Origin of the sequence: Streptomyces sp. NPDC007025 (assembly GCF_042869455.1) — a bacterium.
Lineage (GTDB): Bacteria > Actinomycetota > Actinomycetes > Streptomycetales > Streptomycetaceae > Streptomyces.
In genome coordinates, this window is sequence record NZ_JBIAFT010000001.1 from 608,788 (window position 1) to 631,911 (window position 23,124).

At 72.4% G+C, this 23,124-nt stretch carries 19 protein-coding genes; 15 read left to right on the forward strand and 4 right to left on the reverse strand.

Annotation, left to right across the window (positions count from 1 at the left end):
- Nucleotides 1–20: 20 nt before the first annotated feature.
- Together ACFYMO_RS02525 and ACFYMO_RS02530 are read right to left on the reverse strand one after the other, a co-directional pair.
- Nucleotides 21–1,253, reverse strand: a complete 1,233-nt coding sequence (locus ACFYMO_RS02525) for an acetyl-CoA C-acetyltransferase (RefSeq protein WP_366770468.1) — start codon at nucleotides 1,251–1,253, stop codon at nucleotides 21–23.
- Nucleotides 1,254–1,324: 71 nt separating this feature from the next.
- Nucleotides 1,325–2,251 carry a LysR family transcriptional regulator gene (locus ACFYMO_RS02530; protein WP_388543610.1) on the reverse strand — a complete coding sequence of 309 codons (927 nt, stop codon included), beginning with the start codon at nucleotides 2,249–2,251 and terminating at the stop codon, nucleotides 1,325–1,327.
- Between the two features lie 194 nt (nucleotides 2,252–2,445).
- Between ACFYMO_RS02530 and ACFYMO_RS02535 the strand changes: the two genes are divergently transcribed.
- Nucleotides 2,446–3,930 (forward strand): 3-hydroxyacyl-CoA dehydrogenase, encoded by a 1,485-nt coding sequence (locus ACFYMO_RS02535; protein WP_366770466.1) that lies wholly within the window; start codon nucleotides 2,446–2,448, stop codon nucleotides 3,928–3,930.
- Between the two features lie 88 nt (nucleotides 3,931–4,018).
- Nucleotides 4,019–5,206, forward strand: coding sequence for an acyl-CoA dehydrogenase family protein (locus ACFYMO_RS02540; RefSeq protein WP_366770465.1), 1,188 nt, complete (start codon nucleotides 4,019–4,021; stop codon nucleotides 5,204–5,206).
- A gap of 117 nt (nucleotides 5,207–5,323) precedes the next feature.
- Here ACFYMO_RS02540 and ACFYMO_RS02545 read toward each other — a convergent pair whose 3' ends face one another.
- Complete coding sequence (locus ACFYMO_RS02545; RefSeq protein ID WP_388543612.1) at nucleotides 5,324–7,270, reverse strand: AMP-dependent synthetase/ligase; 1,947 nt, start codon at nucleotides 7,268–7,270, stop codon at nucleotides 5,324–5,326.
- Between the two features lie 458 nt (nucleotides 7,271–7,728).
- Here ACFYMO_RS02545 and ACFYMO_RS02550 point away from each other — a divergent pair, with 458 nt between their 5' ends.
- Nucleotides 7,729–8,403 carry a hypothetical protein gene (locus ACFYMO_RS02550; protein WP_366770463.1) on the forward strand — a complete coding sequence of 225 codons (675 nt, stop codon included), beginning with the start codon at nucleotides 7,729–7,731 and terminating at the stop codon, nucleotides 8,401–8,403.
- A gap of 45 nt (nucleotides 8,404–8,448) precedes the next feature.
- Here ACFYMO_RS02550 and ACFYMO_RS02555 read toward each other — a convergent pair whose 3' ends face one another.
- On the reverse strand, nucleotides 8,449–9,804 hold the full coding sequence (locus ACFYMO_RS02555; protein WP_388543614.1) for a helix-turn-helix domain-containing protein: 1,356 nt from the start codon (nucleotides 9,802–9,804) through the stop codon (nucleotides 8,449–8,451).
- A gap of 585 nt (nucleotides 9,805–10,389) precedes the next feature.
- On the opposite strand from ACFYMO_RS02555, the gene ACFYMO_RS02560 reads away from it, so the two are divergent.
- The 12 genes from ACFYMO_RS02560 to ACFYMO_RS02615 all read left to right on the forward strand — a co-directional run bounded on the left by ACFYMO_RS02560 (nucleotide 10,390) and on the right by ACFYMO_RS02615 (nucleotide 23,123).
- Nucleotides 10,390–11,007, forward strand: coding sequence for a hypothetical protein (locus ACFYMO_RS02560; RefSeq protein WP_366770461.1), 618 nt, complete (start codon nucleotides 10,390–10,392; stop codon nucleotides 11,005–11,007).
- 63 nt (nucleotides 11,008–11,070) lie between these two features.
- Nucleotides 11,071–12,624 carry a DUF6801 domain-containing protein gene (locus tag ACFYMO_RS02565; protein WP_366770460.1) on the forward strand — a complete coding sequence of 518 codons (1,554 nt, stop codon included), beginning with the start codon at nucleotides 11,071–11,073 and terminating at the stop codon, nucleotides 12,622–12,624.
- 37 nt (nucleotides 12,625–12,661) lie between these two features.
- A complete protein-coding gene (locus tag ACFYMO_RS02570) occupies nucleotides 12,662–13,756 on the forward strand; it encodes an ABC transporter ATP-binding protein (protein WP_388543616.1) in 1,095 nt (364 codons plus the stop codon).
- Entirely contained in the window at nucleotides 13,753–14,607 is an 855-nt protein-coding gene (locus ACFYMO_RS02575) for an MlaE family ABC transporter permease (RefSeq protein WP_388543618.1), read from the forward strand. The genes ACFYMO_RS02570 and ACFYMO_RS02575 overlap by 4 nt, the downstream gene beginning before the upstream one ends.
- Before the next feature lie 3 nt (nucleotides 14,608–14,610).
- Nucleotides 14,611–15,432 (forward strand): MlaE family ABC transporter permease, encoded by an 822-nt coding sequence (locus tag ACFYMO_RS02580; protein WP_388543620.1) that lies wholly within the window; start codon nucleotides 14,611–14,613, stop codon nucleotides 15,430–15,432.
- Complete coding sequence (locus tag ACFYMO_RS02585) at nucleotides 15,429–16,697, forward strand: MCE family protein (RefSeq protein WP_366770456.1); 1,269 nt, start codon at nucleotides 15,429–15,431, stop codon at nucleotides 16,695–16,697. Before ACFYMO_RS02580 ends, ACFYMO_RS02585 begins: the two co-directional genes overlap by 4 nt.
- Nucleotides 16,694–17,725 (forward strand): MCE family protein, encoded by a 1,032-nt coding sequence (locus ACFYMO_RS02590; protein ID WP_388543622.1) that lies wholly within the window; start codon nucleotides 16,694–16,696, stop codon nucleotides 17,723–17,725. Before ACFYMO_RS02585 ends, ACFYMO_RS02590 begins: the two co-directional genes overlap by 4 nt.
- Nucleotides 17,722–18,768: an MCE family protein gene (locus tag ACFYMO_RS02595; protein WP_366770453.1), complete on the forward strand. Its 1,047-nt coding sequence runs from the start codon at nucleotides 17,722–17,724 to the stop codon at nucleotides 18,766–18,768. Before ACFYMO_RS02590 ends, ACFYMO_RS02595 begins: the two co-directional genes overlap by 4 nt.
- Entirely contained in the window at nucleotides 18,768–19,934 is a 1,167-nt protein-coding gene (locus ACFYMO_RS02600) for an MCE family protein (protein WP_366770452.1), read from the forward strand. The genes ACFYMO_RS02595 and ACFYMO_RS02600 overlap by 1 nt, the downstream gene beginning before the upstream one ends.
- Nucleotides 19,931–21,124, forward strand: a complete 1,194-nt coding sequence (locus ACFYMO_RS02605; protein ID WP_388543625.1) for an MCE family protein — start codon at nucleotides 19,931–19,933, stop codon at nucleotides 21,122–21,124. The genes ACFYMO_RS02600 and ACFYMO_RS02605 overlap by 4 nt, the downstream gene beginning before the upstream one ends.
- Nucleotides 21,124–22,356 (forward strand): MlaD family protein, encoded by a 1,233-nt coding sequence (locus ACFYMO_RS02610; RefSeq protein WP_366770450.1) that lies wholly within the window; start codon nucleotides 21,124–21,126, stop codon nucleotides 22,354–22,356. Before ACFYMO_RS02605 ends, ACFYMO_RS02610 begins: the two co-directional genes overlap by 1 nt.
- The gene (locus ACFYMO_RS02615; RefSeq protein ID WP_388543627.1) at nucleotides 22,353–23,123 is read left to right on the forward strand and encodes a hypothetical protein; all 771 of its coding nucleotides are present in this window, start codon (nucleotides 22,353–22,355) and stop codon (nucleotides 23,121–23,123) included. The genes ACFYMO_RS02610 and ACFYMO_RS02615 overlap by 4 nt, the downstream gene beginning before the upstream one ends.
- Nucleotide 23,124: the final 1 nt, after the last annotated feature.

A 23,124-nucleotide genomic window follows, 5' to 3' on the forward strand; every position in this document is an offset into this window, starting at 1 on the left:
GGCCGCCTCCACGAGGCCGCTCAGCCCGCGTCCGGCATGCGTTCGAGGACCGCGGCGAGCCCCTGGCCGCCGCCGATGCACATCGTCTCCAGGCCGTAGCGGGCGCCGCCGCGCCGCATCTCGTGCGCCAGGGTCGCCAGGACGCGAGCGCCCGTGGCACCCACCGGGTGGCCCAGCGAGATGCCCGAGCCGTTCACGTTGATCCGCCGTTCGTGGTCGCGCTCGGTCAGGCCGAGTGCGCGGGTGCAGGCCAGGACCTGCGCCGCGAACGCCTCGTTCAGCTCGATCAGATCGATGTCGGCGAGGTCGAGCCGGGCCTTGGCGAGCGCGTCCCGGGTGGCCCCGACGGGGCCCAGGCCCATCGTCTCGGCAGGCACTCCGGCCCGGGCGAAGGAGACCAGCCGGACCAGGGGCCGCAGCCCCAGCTGTTCCGCGGTCTCCACGGCGGTGACCAGGCAGGCCGCCGCCGCGTCGTTCTGGCCGCTGGCGTTGCCCGCCGTCACCGTTGCCGCCGGATCCTCCGCGAGCCGCACCGGCCGCAGCGCGGCGAGCTGGTCGGCGGTGGTGCCGGGGCGGGGGTGCTCGTCGGTGCCGATCTCGGTCTCGCCCTTGCGGGTGCGCACGGTCACCGGCACCGTCTCCGCCGTGAACCGGCCCTCGGCCAGGGCCGCTCCGGCGCGCTGCTGGGAGCGCAGCGCCAGCGCGTCCTGGTCCGCCCGGCTGATGGCGTACTCGCGGCGCAGGTTCTCGGCCGTCTCGATCATGCCGCCGGGCACCGGGTGGTGCGCGCCGCCCGCCGTGATCCGGCCGCGGGCCAGGGAGTCGTGCAGGGTCAGGCCGGGCCCCTTGATGCCCCAGCGGCCCTCGTGGGTGTAGTGGGGCGCGGCGCTCATCACCTCGGCTCCGCCCGCGATCACGACCTGGCTGAACCCGGCACGGACCTGCATCGCGGCGTCCAACACCGCCTGCAGGCCCGAGCCGCAGCGCCGGTCGATCTGGGTGCCGGTCACCGAGGCGGGCAGCCCCGCGTCGAGCGCGGCGACCCGTCCCAGCGCCGGCGCCTCCGCACTGGGGTAGGCCTGCCCGAGGATCACCTCGTCGATCCGCTCCGGGGCGATACCGGTACGCGAGACGATCTCCGAGATCAGCAACGCGGCCAGTGACTGGGGCCGCTGCCCGGCCAGCGCCCCGCCGAACCGGCCGATCGGGGTGCGCAGGGGTTCGCAGATGACGATGTCGGTGCGCTCGGACATGCGGTGGCCTTTCCAGGAGCGGTCCGGTCGAAGGGCGTTCTGGTGGGCGTCGGCTCGGGCGCCGGGCTCGGTCACATCGGTCCCACAGCCCCCGGTTCGTGGTCCGACGGCGGGGCGGGCAGCACCTCGCGGGCCACCTCCAGCACGCTGCGCAGGGCCGGGGAGGGGTTGTCCGCACGCCAGGCGAGCGCCGAGCGGAGCACCACCGGCGGTCCGTCGAGCGGGCGGTAGACCAGTCCTGTCTGCTGGATGTGGGTGCAGGAGGTGAGCGTGAGGGTGACCCCGACACCCATCGCCACCAGCGCGAGGATCGTGTACGAGTCCGGGGCCTCCTGGACGACGCGGGGGATGTGGCCCGCTCGCTCGCAGGTCCGGAACGTGGCGTCGCGGAGGCTGGAGCCGGTGTCGGCGGGGAAGCTGACGAACGGTTGCCCGGCCAGCTCCGCGACGTCGACCCGCTCCCGGCGTGCCAGCGGATGGTCCGAGGCGAGGGCGCACACCAGCTCCTCCTCGGCGACCACCCGGGCCTCCACGCCGGGCCGGTCCACGGGCAGCCGTACGAAGCCGAGGTCGAGGGAGCCCTCGGCGACCCGGGCGAGGGCCCGGTTCGCGTAGTTCTGCCCCTGCATCACCAGCTCGATACCGGGGTACGCGGTGCGGACGCCGCGGGTGAGCAGGGGCAGTGCCGTGTGGCTGGATGCGCCTGCGAACCCCACGCTCACCCGGCCGTGTTCACCGCGCCCGGCGGCCCGGGCGACGCGGGTGGCGGCCTCCAGATCGGCCAGTACTCCGCGGACCGGTTCCAGGAAGGACTCGCCCGCGCCGGTCAGCCGCACCGAACGGGTGCTGCGCTCGAACAGCCGGACTCCGAGCTCCCGCTCCAACTGGCGGATCTGCTGGCTCAGCGGCGGCTGGGCCATGTGCAGCCGCTTGGCCGCCCGGCCGAAGTGCAGTTCCTCGGCCACGGCCATGAACGCGGCGAGGTACCGCAGTTCCACGGCGGGCTCACTTCCGGGAGGGCCTGCGGGAGTTCCGAGGTGCGGCGTCGGAGAGCCCGCCGGGCGGGGTCGGATCGGCCCCGGGGAGGGACCACTGATCTGTCGCTCGTCTTAAAAAGACTCTAATTTGGTATTGGACTCAGATCAATGGTCGCTGACAGCGTAGCCCCGCGGGGTGCGCAGAGGGAGCGTTCATGCGGATCAGGATTGTGGGAGCCGGCACCATGGGGCGCGGCATCGCCCAGTGGGCCGTCACGGTCGGCCACACCGTCGAACTGGCCGACGCGCGGCCCGAGGCGGTGCCCGAGGCGGTGTCCTTCGTCCGCGCCATGCTGGAGCGCGCCGCCGCGAAGGGGCGGATGGGCCGCGCGGACGCCGACCGCGCCGCGGCCGCGCTGGTCGCACTGGAGTCGCCGTACGCGGCGGGCGGCGCCGAGGCTCCGGGGCTGGTGATCGAGGCGGTGCTGGAGGACCTCGACACCAAGGCCGAGCTGTTCACCGGCCTGGAGCGGGCGCTGCCCGCCGCGACGGTCTTCGCGACCAACACCTCCTCGCTCTCCGTCACCCGGATCGGTGCGCGGCTCGGCGACCCGGGCCGGCTCGCCGGGCTGCATTTCTTCAACCCCGTCCCGCTGATGCGGCTCGTCGAGGTGGTGCCCGGGGCCGCCACCCGCGAGGAGGTGCCGGAGTTCCTCGCGGCACTGGTCGCCGAGTCCGGGCACCACCCGGTGACCGTGGCCGACACCCCGGGCTTCCTGGTCAACCACGCCGGGCGCGGGCTGGTGACCGAGGCGTTCGCGCTGCTGGAGGAATCCGTCGCGGGCCATCCGGCGATCGACCGCATCGCCCGCGACGTGCTCGGGCTGCGGATGGGCCCGTTCGAACTCATGGACCTGACAGGGCTGGACGTCACCGCCTCGGTGATGGACACCGTCTGGGACGGCTTCCGGCACGCCGACCGGCTGCGGCCCTCCTACCTCCCGGCCAACCGGGTCGCGGCGGGGCTCCACGGGCGCAAGTCGGCGCGGGGCTTCTACTCCTACGGCGAGGGCGACCCCGGGCCCGGGCTGCCCGAGCCCCGGATCGAGGGCGGCGACCCCGGGCGGGCCGTACGGCTGGTCGGGGACGGACTCGCCGGGCTGGGCACGCCGCGGGAACCCGCGGCCGACGCTCTGGTGCTGGTGCCGACCTGGGGTACCTCGGTGTCGGCCGCGGTCGCCGCCGACGGGCTGCCCGCGGAGCGGACCCTGGGCGTCGACCCGCTCTCGCTGGGCACTCCGCGACGGGTGCTGGCCGTGACGCCCGCGACCGACGGCGAGGCGGTACGGGACGCGGTGGCCGTGCTGGCCCGGGACGGGCACGCGGTGAGCGTCGTACGGGACACCGCCGGGTCGGTCGCGCAGCGGCTGCTCGCCTCGATCGTGAACGTCGCCACCGGGATCGCCGAGCGCGGCATCGCCGACCCGGACGACATCGACACCGCCGTCACCCTCGGACTCGGCTATCCGCACGGGCCGTTGGCCTGGGCCGACACCGTGGGCTCGGCACGGATCCTGTCCCTGCTCCGGGCGCTCGCGCAGGAGACCGGCGACCCCCGCTACCGGCCCACCCCCTGGCTCACCCACCGGGCGAACCTGGGGCTGCCACTGCGCACCCCGATGCCGGGTCTGCCGGAATGACCTTTCCCCGGCGGCCGCGGGCGGGCCGGGCGCTTCGCGGAATCGGTTCGCAACAGGGTTCGCAGTTTTCGCAGCAGAGAGGCAAAGCATGGATCAGCGGGACTTCGGGCTGAGCGAGGAGCAGCGGGACTTCCGCGCGCTGGCACGGGACTTCGTCGACCGGGAGGTCGTACCGCACGCGCGGGAGTGGGACCGGGCGGAAGCGGTGGATCCCGGGATACCGGGGCGGCTGGGCGAACTCGGGTTCCTCGGTCTCACCCTGCCAGAGGCGTACGGCGGGGTGCCGGCCGACATGCTGTCCTACACGGCGGTGACCGAGGAGCTGGGCCGCGGTGACTCCTCGGTCCGCGGCATCGTCTCCGTCTCGCTCGGTCTCGTCGCCAAGACGATCGCGGCTCATGGCAGCGAGGAGCAGAAGCAGGAGTGGCTGCCGCGGCTGGCCGCCGGGACGGCGCTCGGCTGCTTCGGACTCACCGAGCCGGAGACCGGCTCGGACGCCGGGTCGCTGCGCACCCGCGCCCGGCGGGCCCCCGGCGGCCCGGCCGGTACCGGGCCGGGCGGCGACTGGATCATCGACGGCGCCAAGATGTTCATCACCAACGGCACCGTCGCCGATGTGGCCCTCACTTTCGCGCGGACCGCCGAGGACGGCATCACCGCGTTCCTCGTCCCCACCGACGCGCCGGGCTTCTCCGCGACCGCCATCCACGGCAAGCTCGGCCTGCGGGGCCAGGCCACGGCCGAACTCTCCTACGAGGGGGTGCGGGTGCCGGACTCCGCGCGTCTGGGCGGGGTCGGCAGGGGGCTCGGCATCGCGCTCGGCGCGCTCTCCCGGGGGCGGATCTCGGTGGCGGCCGGCGCGGTCGGCCTGGCGCAGGGCGCGCTGGACGCGGCCGTCGGCTACGCCACCGGGCGGGAGCAGTTCGGCAGGCCGGTCGCCGCCTTCCAACTGGTGCAGGAATTGCTGGCCGAGTCGGAGGTGGCGATCCGTGCCGCCCGGTTGCTCACCCGGCAGGTGGCGCAGATGGCGGACGCGGGCGCCACGCCCAAGCAGTACGCGACGGAGGCGTCGGTGGCCAAGTATCACGCCTCCGAGACGGCCGTGCGGGTCAGCGGCGACTGCTTGCAGACCTTCGGCGGTTACGGCTTCGTCGACGAGTACCCGGCCGGCAGATATCTGCGGGACGCCCGGGTGCTGACGCTGTACGAGGGCACCAGCCAGGTGCAGAAGCTGCTCATCGGCCGCGCGTTGACCGGGATCGACGCCATGGTGTGACCCGTGGCGGACAGTTCGTGGGCCCGCGGCGGCCGGGGCCGAAGACCGGGGCCGGGCCGCCGGTGTCCGGACCCCCGGGCGGCTGGTCCGGGCGCCGTTGGCGTCAGCGGCCCGCCGTCAGCGGCCCGGACCGTCCTGGGCATAGAGTGCGTCGATGTCGGCTGCGTACGCTTCGGCCACGGCCGCGCGCTTGACCTTCAGCGACGGGGTCAGCAGGCCGTTCTCCTCGGTGAACTCGCCCTCGACGATCCGGAACCGGCGGACTGACTCGGCCGTCGAGACGGCTTCGTTCGCATGGTCGACGGCCCGCTGCACGGCGGCGACCAGTTCGGGGTCCTCGCGCAGTACGGCGAGCGGAGTGCCGGACGGCCGCCTGCGCACCCGGAGCCAGTGCGCGACCGCTTCCGGGTCCAGGGTGACCAGTGCCCCCACGTAGCGGCGGCCGTCGCCGACGACCATGCACTGCGCGACCGGCGGACGGCTGCGCAGCCGGTCCTCCAACGGAGCGGGGGAGACGTTCTTGCCGCCGCTGGTGATGAGGATGTCCTTCTTGCGGCCGACGACGGTCAGATAGCCGTCCGCGTCCAGGGTTCCCAGGTCGCCGGTGGCGAACCAGCCGTCGTCGAGCACCTCGGCGGTCTCCCGGGGGCGGTTGCGGTACCCGCCGAAGACGATGCCGCCCTTGACGAGGATCTCTCCGTCGTCCGCGATGCGCACGGCGGTGCCGGGCACCGGGCGGCCGACGGTCCCGGGACGCGGGGCGAGCGGCGGGGTGATGGTGGCGGCTGCCGAGGTCTCCGTGAGCCCGTATCCCTCGTAGACGGTGATGCCGGCGGCCCGGAAGAACAGGTTCAGCCGGCGGTCCAGGGGCGAGCCGCCGCTGATGGCGTGCCGGAGCCTGCCGCCCAGCTCCTTGCGGATCCGCCGGTAGACCAGCAGGTCGTACACGCCCCGGGCCAGCCGCAGGCCCGGCCCCGGCCCCCTGCCGGTGCCCAGGAAGCGGGCCAGGTCCGCCTCGCCGAACCGCACCGCGATCCGGTCCGCGCGCTCGAAGGAGGAACCGCGGCCCAGCCGCTCTGCCGTCTCCCGCCCGGTGTCGTGGATCTTCTCGAAGAGGTAGGGCACGCCGACGATGAACGTCGGGCGGAACGAGCGCATCTCGGGGCGCAGCTCCGCGGGCCTGATGCTGGGCCAGTGTCCGAACTCGATCCGGGCGGCCAGGCACGCGATCTGCAGGGTCCGGCCGAGGATGTGCGCGAGCGGCAGGAAGAGCAGGGTGGCCGCGGTCTGCCCGGTGACCTCCTTGAAGATCGGGTGCAGCAGTTCGACGGTGTTGGCCGCCTCGGCGTGCAGGTTGCCGTGGCTGAGCATGCAGCCCTTGGGCCTGCCGGTGGTGCCCGAGGTGTAGCAGAGGGTCGCGACGGTGCCGGGGCCGAGCGTGGCGCGGCGGCGCGTGAGTTCCTCGTCGGGGATCTCCCGGCCCAGCTCGGCCAGCTGCTCCAGCGCCGGGCGGCCGTCTCCCGCCGGGTCGATCCGCCACAGCCGGGGCCGGGGCTGCTGTGCCGCGAGTGCGGGTCCGACGGTGGCCGTGTGTTCGGCCGTCTCGACGAACAGGTGGGACGCGCCCGAGTCGCGCAGGATCCACTCCACCTGCTCGGCGGAGGAGGTGGGGTAGACGGGGACGGTCTGGCCGCCGGCGGCCCAGACGGCGAAGTCCAGGACGCACCACTCGTAGCGGGTGCGGCACATCACGCCCACCCGGGCCCCGGGCTCCAGCCCCGCTGCGACCAGCCCTCTGGCCGTGTCGGTGACCTCGCGCGCGAAGGCGGCCGCGGAGACGGGCAGCCACCCGTTCGTGGTCCTGCGGCGCATGACGATCGCGTCGGGCGCCTCGGCGGCATTGGTGAAGGGCAGGTCGGCGAGGCTTCCGGTGGCCGGTGGCGGGGCCAGTGCCTCGGCCCGGGCCGACCGGATCCGGCCGTTCTCCTCGAACACCTCCACCGGGCCGCGGGTTGCCAGGTCGCTGCGGCGTTTCGCGGCCTTGAGGTTCTTCCGGACGCCCATCTCGTCGGCTCCTGTTCGCGGGTGCGTGGGTGGTGCCTGGGCCGGTGCGCGCTTGGTGACAGGACTGTCAACTTACTCATGCGTAAGGAGAATGCAATGCCCCGGACACACCGAGCCCCCGCCCGGACCGCGGGTGTCCGGCCGCCGGTGCGCCGCGGTCCGGGCGCCGGGCCGTCCCGCTGCTCAGTCACGGATGAAGATCGTCACAGCATTGCGTCGGCACAGACAAGAAACGTCCCGTGCCGCCAGGCTTCGAAAGAAATCAAGGAATGGCTGTTGCATGCTCAGTTACCCGCTCGTAACGTTCAATTCCACCGGGGCGCCGCCATTCCGTCGGCGCCATGGCTCGCGAGTCATATTCGGCCGCATTTCGCGGCCCGGACCCCGTGGTCCGTCCCGAGTCGGCCACGGGGTCCACCCATGCGCGTAAGTGCGTTCCTCGACCTTCAGGAGCTGATATGAGACGCACGCTGTCCGGATCTCCCCGCCGCCCGGCCGCGCGTCGCGCGACCGTGGCCGCCGCGGCCGCCCTCGGCTGTGTCGCCCCGGCCCTGGCCGCCGGTGCCGCGCACGCGGAGTCCGGAGCCGCCGCGGCACCCGTCCGCCTCGACTACCCGATCACCGGCACCACCCATCTCGCCGGCACCGACAGCGACCTGGCCCTGGGCCCCGGCACCCTGAAGACCTCGACGAACATGACCACCGGCGCGCTCACCGCGCAGACCCGGCTCCCGGACGCACCCGGCTCCTTCAAGGCGCTGGGCATCCCGGTCACCGTCACCACGGAGTTCATCGAGGAGGAGCCCACCACCGGAACGCTGGACGTGCGGACCGGCGAGGTCAGCACCACCTCGCACCTCACCCTGCGGCTGAAGCACCTCAAGATCGGCGGCATCCCCACCCCGGTCGGACCGTACTGCAAGACGAAGACCCCGGCGGTCATCGACCTGGACTCCGAGCCCGGATTCAACGTCTTCAAGGGCGGCAAGCTGAGCGGGACCTACACCATCCCCAAGTTCGAGCACTGCCTGCTCGCCACCCCGGTCATCAACAGCATGGTGCCGGGCGACGGCAACACCCTCACGCTCGACCTGGACCAGGCGTCCGCCCCCACCGACCCCGCCACCTCCTGACCCCACGCATCGCGTGGGATCCGCGTCCGCCGCTGCCCCGGGGCGTCAGCCGCCCTCGTGCCCCCGGGGCAGCTCCGGCTCCCGGCCCTGCGCGTGCACGGCCCTCGGGTGCCGCGCGCCCGCCGGGCGCCGCAGATGCTGGGCACGCAGCGCCAGTTCGGTTGCGAACCGCTGGTCGGGGTCGCCGAGCTGGGCGCCCAGGACTCGCTTGAGCGCCCGCATCCGGTAGCGCACCGTCTGCGGGTGCAGATGCAGGATCTCCGCCATCTGGGCCGCCGTCCCCCGCGTCGTCAGCCAGGTGCGCAACGTGTCGACCAGCCGCTCCCGCTGCCCCGGAGTCAGCCCGGAGAGCGGAGCCAACTGCCGTACGGCCAGCCGCTCGGCCAGCGCCGGGTCGCCCATCAGCCACAGCGTCACCAGATGGTCCTCGCAGCGGGTGAGCGCCGCCTGGGGAAGTGCGCCCGACTCCACGAGGGAGAGCGCCTGCCGCGCCCAGCGCAGCGAGTCGGCCGCGCTGCCCAGCTCCACCGTCACCCCGAGCACCGCGTGGCGGCCCGCCAACGCCGCCTCCAGCATGGCCGCGCGCGGCCCGTCGATCTCGCCGGGCACCAGCAGGTGCGGCCGCTGCTCGCCCAGTTCGGCCAGTACGTCCTCGTCCAGCCGCCCCGGCAGCCGTAACCCGTTGCGTCCTGCATCCGGGCTCAGCGCCACCAGGGTCACCCGCTCCGGGATGCGCCAGCCGACCCGGCGGGCCAGTTCGGCCAGCGGGGAGGGCAGCGCGGGGCCCGAATCGGCCGGGGTGTGCTGCCCGTCGGCGGGCTCCGGGCCGCGGCGGGTGGCGACGGCATCGGCGACCCCGGCCAGGATGAGCCGCAGCAGCCGCCCCCGCTGCGACTCCCACGCATCCTCATCGCCGCCCTTCGCGGCCACATAGCCCTCGCGGCACAGCGACTCGATCACGTCCGTGTAGGCGAACACCGCGTCGGCGAAGGCGACGATCAGGGACGCGGGCAGGTTGTAGCGGGTCCCCACGGTCGTCGCGCGGCGCAGCCCCACCCGGGCACCGATCCGCAGCGCCGACTGGAGGCAGTGCAGCCCTCTGCCCTCGTGTGCCTCGAACGCGCCTAATCTCCGGCAGAGTTGATCCCGCTCGGCGGTGGAGGCCGTCGGGTCGGCGACAAGTTCGACGAAGCTGGTGAGGTTCTGGCGCACGCAGTGCAGCAGCACCGTGCGGTACGACCCCTCCAGCAGGGGCCGGTATTCGGGCACGGCGCGGCCGATCTCCTGCATCATCTCCTCGGCCACGACGGGGAGTTCGGGCCACATCACGGAGGCCAGTTCCTGGGGGAGCGCTCCCGGCGCCTGCGTGCGGGCCCGAGAGGCTGCTGCTGACTGCACCATGGACGTACCTTCCACTGTCGGCCTCGGAGCGGGACGAAAGCCAACCGGCCAAGGTGGGGCGAGTCCGGGTGTGCACACGGCCGGTGCGGCCGGCGGGCGCTCCGACGGGATGCGTACCGCCTTCCGGAGCCGCGCGGGCCGTGACCCGAGCCGGTGGGGGGTACGGCATCGGCGCTCGCGCACCGCAGACCATAGACCAGCCGACGCGTGGGCGCAGCCCCCTCGCAACGCGGAAGATCGCGGGGTGCACGCGGGCGTCACCACGCTGCCACCGTGCGGGGTGCGCGTCACCGGTCGGGGCCGACGACGCGCACCTGTTGATGAATCCCGGGCGTTCGCAACGGCCCGGATGCTCTGTTGTTGACAAGAAAACCAGCGGCCGGAAATCGCCCTGCCGCATCTTGGACCGAACTATTGCACCGCCGCGTTACCAGTGCGTAACGTCCTGTTCTGCCGCCGCCCAGCAGGGCATACGGAAATGGCGGGCGCAGCGCTACGTGCGATGAGTAATTGCTGTGCTGAGAATGTCGCCCCGGTGCGGAGTACAGCTCTTCAGGATCCCATATCCAACGGAGGGAATGTCACGTGCGCAAATTCACCAGACGAGTAGCGGTCGCGGCCGTCGCCGCAACCGCCGCCCTCGGATTCTCCGCCGCCTCCGCCGCCGCCACATCCGCGGCGACCTGGACGGTGACACCGGGCGGGTCGTTCTCGGCGAACGCCGCCAACCCCACTCTGTCCGTACCCAACGCCGACCTCTTCTGCGACTCGTCCGACGCGTCGGGCAGCCTGAAGACCGGCTCCGGGAACGCGGGCGCCGGCCTCGGCAGCATCAGCTCGCTGACCTTCTCCGGCTGCTCCCTGGCCGGGATCAGCTTCGACGTCACCGTCTCCAGCCCGCTGAGCATCAACGCGGAATCCGTCGACTCCGCCGACCCGGACCGGGTGGTCGGCTCGATCTCGGGCATCACCGCCTCCATCTCGGACCCGGACGGGCTGTGCACCGCCTCCTTCGCGGGCCCGGGCGGCGCCGACGCGACCGTGACCGGCTACTTCGACAACTCCACACACCAACTCGTGATCAACGGCGGCAACCTCGAGGCCACCAGCGCCAACTGCCTCGGGCTGATCAACACCGGCGACTCCGCCACCTTCAACGCCGCCTACGACACCGACCCGGCGCAGACGATCACCGCCGACTGACCGTTCGCCGCCCGCCGCACCCGCCCCGGCAAGGGGCGGGTGCTGCCCTCTCCGAGGAGTCCCGTGAAGTCCAGCGCGACACCCCGCCGCCACACCGTGCGGGCCTCAGCCGTGGGGGCCCTCGCGCTGGTCGCCGGGGTGCTGCCCGGCGCCGGGTCGCAGGCGCAGGAACAGCGGACACGGCTCACGGCCGACTACGAGTGCGCCTTTCCCTCCGGCACCCGGCAGATCGAGGTCGAGCTCTCCGGACGGTTCCCCGAGGTGGCCACCGCCGGGCAGCCCGTCCGGATCGGCGAGTTCCACGCCGATGTCGTCCTTCCCCGGCAGGCGCTGGAGAAGCTGCTGCCCGCCGGGACCGAGTCGGTGACCTCGGAGGCGGAGCTGACCGTGCAGGTGGCGCAGGACGGCCGGTCGGCCGACGCGCGGTGGGACGCGTTGCAGGCCGACGCCACCCCCGTCCCCGCCGGGCAGGACCTCACCCTCGCCCACCGCGGCACCGTGCCGCCGGTGACGGCGGCCCGCGGGGGAGAACTCGGCTTCACCGCCGGAGCGCTCGCGCTCGACGTCACGCCCGCCGCGCAGAAGCCCGCCGGCGAGAAGCCCACCGGGGAGAAGCCCGGGGACGATCCCGGGGAGAAGCCCGCCACGACGCCGCCGGCCACCGCGCCGGTGCGGATCGGCTGCCGGCCCGCCGAAGGGCAGGAACTGCTGCTGGCCACGGTGCGGATCGGCGGTCCGGCCGACGGAGCCGACACCTCGGCGCCCCCCTCCCCGTCCGGGTCGCCCGACCCGTCGGCCTCGCACGAGCGGCCGGAGGACGAGCAGGACGCCGCGCGCCGCGGAAACGGCCTCGATGTCGGCACGGCGCAGCTCCCGCCGGCCAAGCCCTGCGAACAGGAGCGGCCCACCGGCGAGCTGGACCGCTCCAAGCTGCCGGAGCCTCCCCCCGGCATCCCCGTACGGGAGAGTCCGATCGGAGGAATCCATTGGTGTGCCGTCCCGGTGGCCGTGTCCAACGTCTACAAACTGCGGGGCGCCATGGTGATCAACGACCCGCGGGACGGTGCCACCACGGCGAACCTTCTCATCCAGAAGGAGTGGGCGGTCGGTCCGGGCTACAACCAGCTGCGCCACCTGGGCGAGCTCGACCTGCCGGACGCCAGGGCGACCTTCCTGGACTTCGACTTCATGCCGGTCTCCGCCGGGATCGAGTTCACCAGCTCGCCGATGACCATCGTCACGGTGCAGCGCGGCTCCTCCTCGCCGAACTACGCCACCATCTACCTGAGCCAGACCCTGCGGATGCACGACGTGAAGGTCAACGGAGTGCCGCTGGACGTGGGGCCGCGCTGCCGCACCGCCCGGCCCATCGAGCTGGAACTCAAGGGCAAGCAGCCCGAGTACGAGGTGCTCAAGGGCGGCATCCTGCGGGCGAAGTTCGAGATCCCGCCCTTCACCGGCTGCGGTACCGGCGGCGAGGACCTCGATCCGCTCTTCACCGCCTCCCTCTCCGGTGGTGGCAACTACCTCAAGCTGGTCCAGGGACCCCCCTGCCTGATGCGGCCCGGCGGCCTGGGCTGTGTCGCCCCGCCCAAGGTCCCGGAGCTGCCGAAGTGACGCCGCGCAGAACACCGCACCGGGAGGGGGTACGGGGATGGGCATCGAAGTAGCCGTCCGGGGGCTGACCAAGTCCTACGGCACCAAGAACATCTGGCAGGACATCACACTGACCCTGCCCGCCGGGGAGGTCAGCGTCATGCTGGGGCCCTCCGGCACGGGCAAGACCGTCTTCCTCAAGTCGCTGATCGGACTGGTGGAACCCGAGCGGGGCAGCGTACTGGTCGACGGCGTCGACATGGTGCGCAGCCGGGAGCGCGAGGTGTACGAGGCGCGCAAGACGTTCGGGCTGATGTTCCAGGACGGGGCGCTGTTCGGCTCGATGAACCTGTTCGACAACATCGCCTTCCCGCTGCGCGAGCACACCAGGAAGAAGGAGTCCGAGATTCGCCGCATCGTCATGGAGCGGCTGGAGATGGTGGGGCTGATCGGCGACGAGAGCAAGCTGCCCGGCGAGATATCCGGCGGAATGCGCAAACGCGCCGGCCTCGCCCGGGCCCTGGTGCTCGACCCGCAGATCATCCTCTGCGACGAGCCCGACTCCGGGCTCGACCCCGTGCGCACCGCCTTCACCTCGCAGCTGCTGATCGACCTCAACGCGCAGATCGACGCGACGATGCTGATCGTCACCCACAACCTCGACATCGCGGCGACGGTCCCCGACAACATGGGGATGCTCTTCCGCCGCCGCCTGGTCACCTTCGGGCCCCGGGAGGTGTTGCTGACCAGCGAGGAACCGGTCGTCGCGCAGTTCCTCAGCGGCAGCCGGAGCGGCCCCATCGGGATGTCCGAGGAGAAGGACGCGGCCGCCCTCGCCCGGGAGGCCGACGCGCCGGCCCCCGGCCCGCTGAACGCCACGCCGCGGAAGCTCGTCCCGCAGCTCGAACCCACCCCCGGGCTGCCCGAGCGGCAGGCCGTGCGGCGCCGCCGGGAGCGGGTGCGGGGCCTGCTCGGCGAACTGCCGCCGGCCGCGCGCCACGCGATCGAGGCCGACCTGGCGCAGGACCTGACGCCGCTGCCGCGGCGTACCAGCACCGTACGCCGGGACGCCGCCGATCCGCACCCGCCGACCCTCCCCGCCGGCCTCGCGCACCCGGCGGGGGCCGAGCCGGATCCGAAGGAGCGGTCATGACGGCGACCGAGCACACTCCGGAGCCCGCCGGTGAAAGACCCGGGGAGCCGCCGCCCGCGGCTCCGCCCGCCCCCAGGACACCCGCCCCGGGCCTCGGTTTCCTGCGGGAGCCGGGCAAACTGTTCGCGCTGTCCCTCACGGTGCTCCGCGCGGTCTTCCGACGGCCCTTCCAGTTCCGCGAGTTCATCGAGCAGTTCTGGTTCATCGCGAGCGTCACCATTCTGCCCGCCGCACTGGTCTCGATCCCGTTCGGCGCCGTCATCGCCCTCCAGGTCGGCTCGCTGACCAGCCAGATCAGCGCCCAGTCCTTCACCGGCGCGGCCAGCGTGCTCGTCAACATCCAGCAGGCCAGCCCGCTGATCGTCGCCCTGCTGATCTCCGGAGCGGCCGGCTCGGCGATCTGCGCCGACCTCGGCTCCCGCACCATCCGCGAGGAGCTGGACGCGATGGAAGTGATGGGCGTCTCGCCCGTCCAGCGGCTGGTGGTGCCCCGCGTCCTGGCCACCGTCTGCGTGGCGGTCCTGCTCAACGGCATGGTCTCGGTGGTCGGCACCCTCGGCGGCTACTTCTTCAACGTCGTCCTCCAGGACGGCACCCCGGGCGCCTACCTCGCCAGCTTCTCCGCGCTCGCGCAGCTGCCGGACCTCTACATCAGCGAGATCAAGGCTCTGGTCTTCGGCTTCATCGCCGGGATCGTCGCCTCCTACCGGGGACTCAACCCGCGCGGCGGCCCCAAGGGCGTCGGGGACGCCGTCAACCAGTCCGTCGTCATCACCTTCCTCCTTCTCTTCTTCGTCAACATGGTCCTCACCGGCATCTACCTCCAGCTCGTCCCGCCGAAGGGGGTGTGAGCCATGGCCCGTCCCCTCACCGGACGCCTCTTCGGCTGGCTCGACGAACCCGGCGACCAACTGCTCTTCTACCTCCGCGCGCTGCTGTGGGTCCCCAGGACCCTCGCGCGGTACCTGCGGGAGGTCCAGCGCCTGCTCGCCCAAGTGGCCTTCGGCAGCGGGGGGCTGGGCGTCATCGGCGGCACCGTCGGTGTGATGATCGCGATGACCCTCTTCACCGGCACCGTGGTCGGCCTGCAGGGCTACGCGGCACTCAACCAGATCGGCACCGAAGCCTTCACCGGCTTCATCTCCGCTTACTTCAACACCCGGGAGATAGCGCCCCTGGTCGCGGGCCTGGCGCTGTCGGCCACCCTGGGAGCCGGGTTCACCGCGCAACTGGGCGCCATGCGGATCAACGAGGAGATCGACGCACTCGACAGCATGGGCATCCGCTCCATGCCCTACCTCGTCACCACCCGCATCATCGCCGGAGTCGTCGGCATCATTCCGCTCTACGGCATCGGCCTGCTCAGCTCCTACCTCTCCTCCCGGTTCATCACCGTCTTCTACAACGGCCAGTCGGCGGGCACCTACGACCACTACTTCGGGCTGTTCCTCTCCCCGACCGACGTGCTGCTCTCGTTCCTGAAGGTCTTCGTCTTCAGCGTCATGGTGATCCTCACCCACTGCTACTACGGCTACCGCGCCTCCGGCGGTCCCGCGGGTGTCGGCATCGCGGTGGGCCGCTCGGTACGCAACGCGATCGTGCTGATCAGCCTCACCGACTTCTTCCTCAGCCTCGCCCTGTGGGGCGCCACCACCACCGTGAAGGTGGCCGGATGAGCGCCGCAGCGCCGCGCCGCAGACTGGCAGGGGTGGCCCTGCTGCTCGTCCCCGCGCTGCTGATCTGGCTCTCGGTGGCCGTCTACGACAAGCAGTTCACGGACGCGGCCGAGATCACCGTGGAAACCTCGCACGCGGGGCACGAGATGCACGTCAACACCGATGTGAAGCTGCGCGGGGTGGTGGTCGGGCAGGTCCGGGAGATCACCTCGGACGGCAAGGGCGCCCGGCTGCGGGTTGCGCTGCAGCCCGACAAGCTCGCGCACATCCCCGCCGACGTACGCGCCCAGATGCTGCCCACCACCGTCTTCGGGCAGCGCTACGTCGCACTCGTCCCGCCCCGGAACCCGGCGCCCCGGCCGATCGAGGCCGGGGCCACCGTCCCGCAGGACCGCAGCCGCAACGCCATCGAACTGGAGCAGGTCCTGGACCACCTGCTGCCCACCCTCACCGCCGTGCAGCCGCAGAAGCTCGCGGCCACCCTCACCGCCGTCTCCCAGGCGCTGGAGGGCCGCGGCAGCAGGCTCGGGGACAACCTCGTCGCGCTGGACCGCTATCTGAAGAAGCTCAACCCCCATCTCCCGGCCCTCAACCAGGACATCAAGGAGCTGGTCAAGGTCAGCCACCTGTACGCCGACACCGCGCCCGGGGTGCTCGACGCGCTCTCCGACTTCGCCACCACCAGCAGCACCCTGGTGGAGAAGGCCGACGACCTGGCCACCGCCTACGGCACCACCACCGGCACCGCCCGCGAACTGACCGGGTTCCTGCGGGCGAACCGGGATAACATCATCCGGCTGGCCGGAGCGAGCCGCCCCACGCTGCGGATCCTGGCCGCCCGGTCCCCGTCCTTCCCCTGCACGCTGCGCACCCTCGCCAACTTCGTGCCCGTGATGGACCAGGCGCTCGGCAAGGGCAGCGACCGCCCGGGGCTGCACGTCGACCTGGAGGTCACCCGCTCCCGCGGCGCCTACCGGCCCGGCGAGGACGCCCCCGCCTACGGCGGGGAGGCCGGCCAGGGCCCCCGCTGCTACTCGGCCCCCTACCTCGGTCCGGCGGACGGCACCGCCGCCGGGAAGAAGCGCACCGAACCGGCCGGTGAAGGCGCCACCATCGCCGACGCGCGGGGCGGTACCGGGATGCCCAACTCGCCACAGGAGAACCAGCTCATCAACGAGGTGCTGGCGCCGTCGAAGAACCTGCCGGACTGGAGCAGCGTCCTGGTCGGGCCTACCCTGCGCGGCACGGAGGTGAGACTCAAGTGAAACGCGCCTCCCTCGCCGGGCCGCTCGTCAAATCGCTCGTCTTCATCCTGGTGACCTCCCTCGCCACCGCCGTGCTCGCACTCAGCATCTCCGACACGGGGGTGGGCGGGACCGACTCCTACCGTGCCCGGTTCACCGATGTGACCGGTCTGGTGGAGGGCGACAGCGTACGGATCGCCGGGGTGCGGGTCGGCAAGGTCGAGGAGATCGGCGTCGTCGACCACCGGATCGCCGAAGTGCGGTTCTCCGTGGAGAAGGGCCGCGCCGTGCCCGCCTCGGCACACGCCTCCGTGAAGTACCTCAACATGGTCGGGCAGCGGTACGTGGACCTGAAGCGCGGCAGCGGACCCGTCGGGCGCACCCTCGCCGCGGGCGGCACCATTCCGCTCAGCCGCACCACACCGGCGCTCGACCTCACCCAGCTCTTCAACGGGTTCAAGCCGCTCTTCCAGGGGCTCTCGCCCGAGGACACCAACCAGCTCGCCGGAGAGATCATCAGCGTTCTCCAGGGCGAGGGCGGCACCGTCACCTCGCTGGTCGGCCACATCAGCTCGCTGACCACCACACTCGCCCGGCGCGACAAGGTCATCGGCTCGCTGATCAAGAACCTGAACTCGGTGCTCAAGACGGTGAACACCAGGGAGAAGGGCTTCAACGAGCTCATCACCAGCCTGCGCGACCTGGTGTCGGGCTTCGCCGAGGACCGCGAGCCGCTGGGCGACGCGGTCACCGCCATGGGCGGGCTGGCCACCACCACGGCCGGACTGCTGGAGGAGGGCCGGGCCCCGCTGAAGAAGGACATCCGCCAGCTGGGCCGACTCGCCGGACAACTCGACAAGGGCACACCCCAGTTCGAGAAATTCCTGCGCACGTCGCCGGAGAAGATGAGGACGCTCGCGCGGCTCGCGTCCTACGGCTCCTGGTTCAACACCTACCTGTGCGAAGCGAGGACGAGCGGACTGACCATGGCCGACGGCAGCGAACCACCCACCGGCATCGCCGTCACCCAGTCGAGGTGCCGGTCATGAGCGGCCGCACGGGACGCAGGGTGCCCCGCCTCAAGCCGATGTCGCAGCGCAACCCGATCGCCGTCTGCCTGGTCGGGTTCCTCTGCCTCGCCCTGCTGGGCACCGCCGTCTACCGTGCCGACGACCTGCCGCTCATCGGCGGCGGCACCACCTATACCGCGGAGTTCACCGAGGCGGCCGGGCTGCGGGCCGGCAACGAGGTACGGGTCGCGGGCGTGAAGGTCGGCGAGGTCTCCACCGTCGCGCTCGACGGCGCCAAGGTCGCCGTCGACTTCGAGGTCGAGGACACCTGGGTGGGCAACGCCAGCCGCGCCGCCATCAGCATCCGCACCCTGCTCGGGGAGAAGTTCCTGGCCCTCGATCCGCTCGGCAGCGGCCGCCAGGACCCCGACAGGCACATCCCCACCAGCCGCACCACCTCTCCCTACGACGTCACTCAGGCGTTCACCGGACTCGGACGCACCTTCGAGGAGATCGACTCCGAGAAGCTGGCCAAGAGCTTCCGGGCCGTCTCCGACACCTTCGAGAACACCCCCGAGGACGTACGCGGAGCCGCCAAGGGACTCTCCGCGCTCTCCCGCACCATCTCCTCGCGGGACACGGAACTGGCCCAACTGCTGCGCGGCAGCAAGAAGCTGACCCGCACCCTCAAGGAGCGGCGCGCGGACTTCAGCACGCTGCTGCGGGACGGCAACCAGCTGCTGGCCGAGGTCCGCGCCCGCCGCGCCGCCATCCACCGGCTCTTCACCGGAACCCGCGACCTGGGAACCGAACTGACCGGACTGGTCGACGACAACAACAAGCAACTGGGCCCCACCCTGCGCGCCCTGGACCGGGTCACCGATGTCCTGCACAAGAACCGCAACCGGCTGGACGCGGCGCTGAAGGTCGCGGGCCCCTACTACCGCCTCATCGGCAACACTCTCGGCAACGGCCACTGGTTCGACAGCTATCTGTGCGGTCTCGTCCCCGCTCGGTACCTGCCTCCCGGCACCCCGCCCGAGAACGACTGCCGACCGCCGAAACCGGGAGGCAAGAGCTGATGCGCGCGTCCACCACCACCGGCGGCCGCAGCCCGCTGCGGGCCCGCACACTCGTGCTGGGCACCGTCCTCACGCTGCTGATCGGCGCCGCGGCCGGCGGAGCGACCGTGCTCGGCGGTTCCCACGGCATGCGCGTCACCGCCTGGTTCGACCGGGCCGTGGGCGTCTACGAAGGGTCCGACCTGCGGGTGCTGGGCGTGCGCGTCGGGCAGGTGGAGGCGGTCGAACCGCACGGAAAGCGGGTCGAGGTCACCCTCCTGGTGGACGAGGGCGTGCGGCTGCCGGCCGACGCGCGCGCCGTCGTCATCGCACCCAGCCTGGTCTCCGACCGCTACGTGCAGCTCACCCCCGCCTACACGAAGGGGCCCCGGCTCGCGGACGCCGCGGTCCTGCCCTCGGGCCGCAACTCCGTACCGCTGGAGGTCGACGAGCTGTACGCGAGCATCACCGAACTCAGCGACGCGCTCGGGCCCGACGGCGCCAACTCCGACGGCGCCCTCTCCGACCTCCTCACGGTGGGAGCGGAGAACCTGGACGGCAACGGGAAGGCGCTCGGCAAATCCGTCGAGGAGTTCGGCAAGGCCGCCAAGACGCTCAACGGGAACAGCGGCGACCTCTTCAGCACCGTCAGCTACCTGAAGTCCTTCACCTCCATGCTCAAGCGCAACGACAAGCGGGTGCGCGAGGCGGAACGCCAGTTGGGCGACGTCACCACCTTCCTCGCCGAGGACAAGGAGAACCTCGCCCAGGCGCTGTCCCAACTCGGCACGGCACTGGGCAAGGTGAAGAAGTTCATCAAGGACAACCGCGGCGATCTGCAGAAGAACGTCAAGAAACTCGCGCCGATCACCCGCACCCTCGTCGAGCAGCGCGCCTCCCTCGCCGAGGCACTCGACACCGCGCCGCTGGCCGCGGACAACTTCCTGCGGGCCTACAACCCGAGCCGGGGCACCCTCGACAACCGCGCCGACATCAACGAGATCAGCACCGGCGGGCCCCTCACCCCGGCCGCCGGGGCGGCCTCCGGCGGAACCGCCGGGCTGGTGCCCGTCACACCCGAGGAGCGCGAGGCACTGCCCGCCGTGCCCCTGCCACCGACCGGCACCGTCTACGGCACCCCCGACGGCGAACGGCGGGACGCCGCCGGTGAGGAGGCCGACGAATGAGCCCGCTCCGCGGCAGGCCCGGCTCCCGGGCCGCACGCGTCGGCACCGGCGTCACCGCGGCCGCCGTCGCCGCAGCCCTCGGCCTCACCCTGCTGGGCGGCGGGGTCGATCTGCCGCGCTTCACCGGGATCGAGGACCCGCCGCTGCCCGGCGGCGCCGACCTGGGCGACCACCCCTACGAGGTGACCGCCGAGTTCGGCGACGTGCTCAGCCTGGTCCCGCAGTCCGCGGTGAAGGTCAACGACGTCACCGTCGGGAAGGTCACCGACATCTCCCTCTCCGGAAAGGGCTGGACGGCCGAGGTCACCATGCGGGTCAACGGCGATGTCCGGCTCCCCCGCAAGCCCTACGCGCGCATCGAGCAGTCCAGCCTGCTCGGCGAGAAGTACGTACAGCTCCTCGCCCCGCCGGAGGAGCAGGAGAAGGACACCGCGTCCCCCTCGGCGGCCCACCCGGCCACGGCGCACGGCTCCGGCCGGGACACCCGCATCCCGCTCTCCCGGACCAACCGCAATCCCGAGGTCGAGGAGGTGCTCGGCGCGCTGTCGATGCTGCTCAACGGCGGCGGCGTCAGCCAGCTCAAGACCATCACCACCGAACTGAACAAGGCTCTGGACGGCAACGAGGAGGAGGTCAGATCCGTGCTCGGCCGCGTCGACAAGCTGGTGGGGAACCTCGACCGGCACAAGGGCGACATCACCCGGGCCCTGGACGGAGTCAACCGGCTCTCGGCGACCCTCGCCGCCCGGAGGAAGAGCATCGGCACCGTACTGACCGACGTCAGCCCCGGACTGACCACGCTGGAGGACCAGCGGGGCCAGCTGATGACGATGCTGCGCTCCCTCGACACCCTTTCCGAGGTCGCCGTGGACACCGTCGACCGCAGCAAGGACGACATCGTCGCCGATCTCAAGGCGCTCGCGCCCACGCTGCGGCGCCTCGCCGATTCCGGCCAGGACCTGCCCGACTCCCTCCAGGTGCTGTTCACCTACCCGTTCACCGACGAGGTGCTGCGCGGCGTCAAGGGCGACTACCTCAACGTGTACCTCGACGTGGCGGCGCCGCCCGGCACCACGCTGACCCCGCCGTTGGAGGAGGAGCCCATCCCGCAGGACCCGGGCGCCGCCGTGGGCGACGGCGCGGCGCCGCTCCCGCTCCCCGCCGTCACCGCCACCGGGAGTGAGGGCTGATGCTGACCCGCGCCACCGTCCTGAAGAACATCGCCTTCCTGGCGCTCGCCGCGCTCGTCCTCGGCGTCATCGGAGTGCGCTACGCGGACGTGGGCCGGTATGTGGGCCTCCGCGACTACTTCAGCGTCCGCGTCGAACTGGCCCGCACCGGTGGCCTCTACGAGCACGCCGACGTCACCTACCGCGGGGTCTCCGTCGGCCGGGTGGGGGACCTCGACCTGACCGACAGCGGGGTCTCCGCCGAACTGAGGATCAGGAAGTCGGCTCCCCGGATCCCCGCCGGTCTCACCGCGCACGTCGCCAACCTCTCCGCGGTCGGGGAGCAGTACCTCGACCTGCGGCCCGACACGGGCGAGGGCCCGTTCCTGCACGAGGGATCCGTCATCCCGCAGCCCGACACGACCGTGCCGGCACCGCCCACCAAGGTGCTGGCCAGCGTGGACAACCTGGTCGCCGGCCTGCCGCGCAGCTCTCTGCGCACCGTCGTCGACGAACTCGGCGAGACCTTCGAGGGCCGGGGCGACGATCTGGAGGTCCTGCTCGACACCGGCAGCGAGTTCCTGGACGCCGCCGACGCCGCGGCGCCCGAGACCACCGGACTCGTCGTCGACTCGGCGACCGTGCTGCGCACCCAACGCGAGGAGGGCCGCGCCCTGCGCGACTTCGCCGACGGCGCCGAGGAACTGCTCGGACAGCTCAAGAAGTCCGACCCCGACCTGCGCCGCCTCATCACCGCGACGCCGGGCGCCGCCACCCAGGTGACCGGCCTGCTGCGGGACCTCGACCCCAGCCTCAGCGTGCTGCTCGCCAACCTCACCACCACCGCCGAACTGACCGTCACCCGGGCGCGCGGTCTGGAGGAACTGCTCGTCAAGCTGCCCCGGGTGGCGGCCGCCGGATCCACGGCCGTCACCCGCGACGGCGCGTCCTTCAGCATGGCCCTGGCCTTCTTCGATCCGCTGCCGTGCACGGCGGGCTACGGCGACACTCCCTACCGGAGCGGGTTGGAGACGGGGAAGGCGCCGCCCCTCAACGACCGTGCCCACTGCGCCTCCCCGCCCTCCAGCGGCAAGAACGTCCGCGGTTCGGCCAACGCACCCACCGGGGGGCCGCTGCCCGAACCGGCCCGTCCGGGCGCCTACGCCGCCGGCGCGGCCACCGCTCCCGTCGGAGAGGGCGACGCGGGACCTCGCGACATGGCCGGATTGCTCGGGCTGAAGGAGGAGCGATGACGACCGAGGTGAACGGAGGGGAGCCCGCCGCCCGTACGGAACCGGGCCCCGGCGAGGAGCCCGGCGGCGAGCCCACCGCAGAGGTCCGGACCGCGCTCGGGAAGAGGGCCGTCGCCGAAGGGGCGTGCGGCCCCGGGGAGGAGGACGCAGCCGGAGAGGAGCCCACCCGCGGCGCGGACGCGGCCCCGGACGAGGCTGCGGACACGCCCCCGGAGGAGGGCGAGGACGCGGCCGGGGAAGCGGCCCGCCCGGTCGGCCCCGCCGGGCAGGGACCGGTCTGGCTGGCCGCGCTGCTGGTCGCGGCGCTGCTCTTCTGCGCGTTCTCCGGGTGGATCTACTGGCGGGCGCACACCGACGACGACCTCGCCTACTCCCGTGCCCGCGATCGGGCCCTGGCGGCAGGCCGCGCCCATCTGGCCACCCTCAACTCGGTCGATACCGCGCACATCGAGGCCGATCTGCGCGAGTGGCGCCGGGCCGCCACCGGCCCCCTGCGCGACGAGCTCCGCCGTTCGGAGAAGAAGAGCACGAAGGCCCTGCGGGAGCGCGGCAGCACGGCCCGGGCCGAAGTCACCGACGCGGCCCTGACCGGTCTGGACGACACGGCGGGTACCGCGACGCTCATCGCGACCCTGCGGATCCGCACCACCACCCGCTCCGGCACCCCCGCGACGGACCGCAAACGGATGCAGGCGGGGCTCGAACGGACGGAACAGGGCTGGAAGCTCACCTCGGTGACGCCGGTCGCCGTGGGGGAGGGGAGCTGAG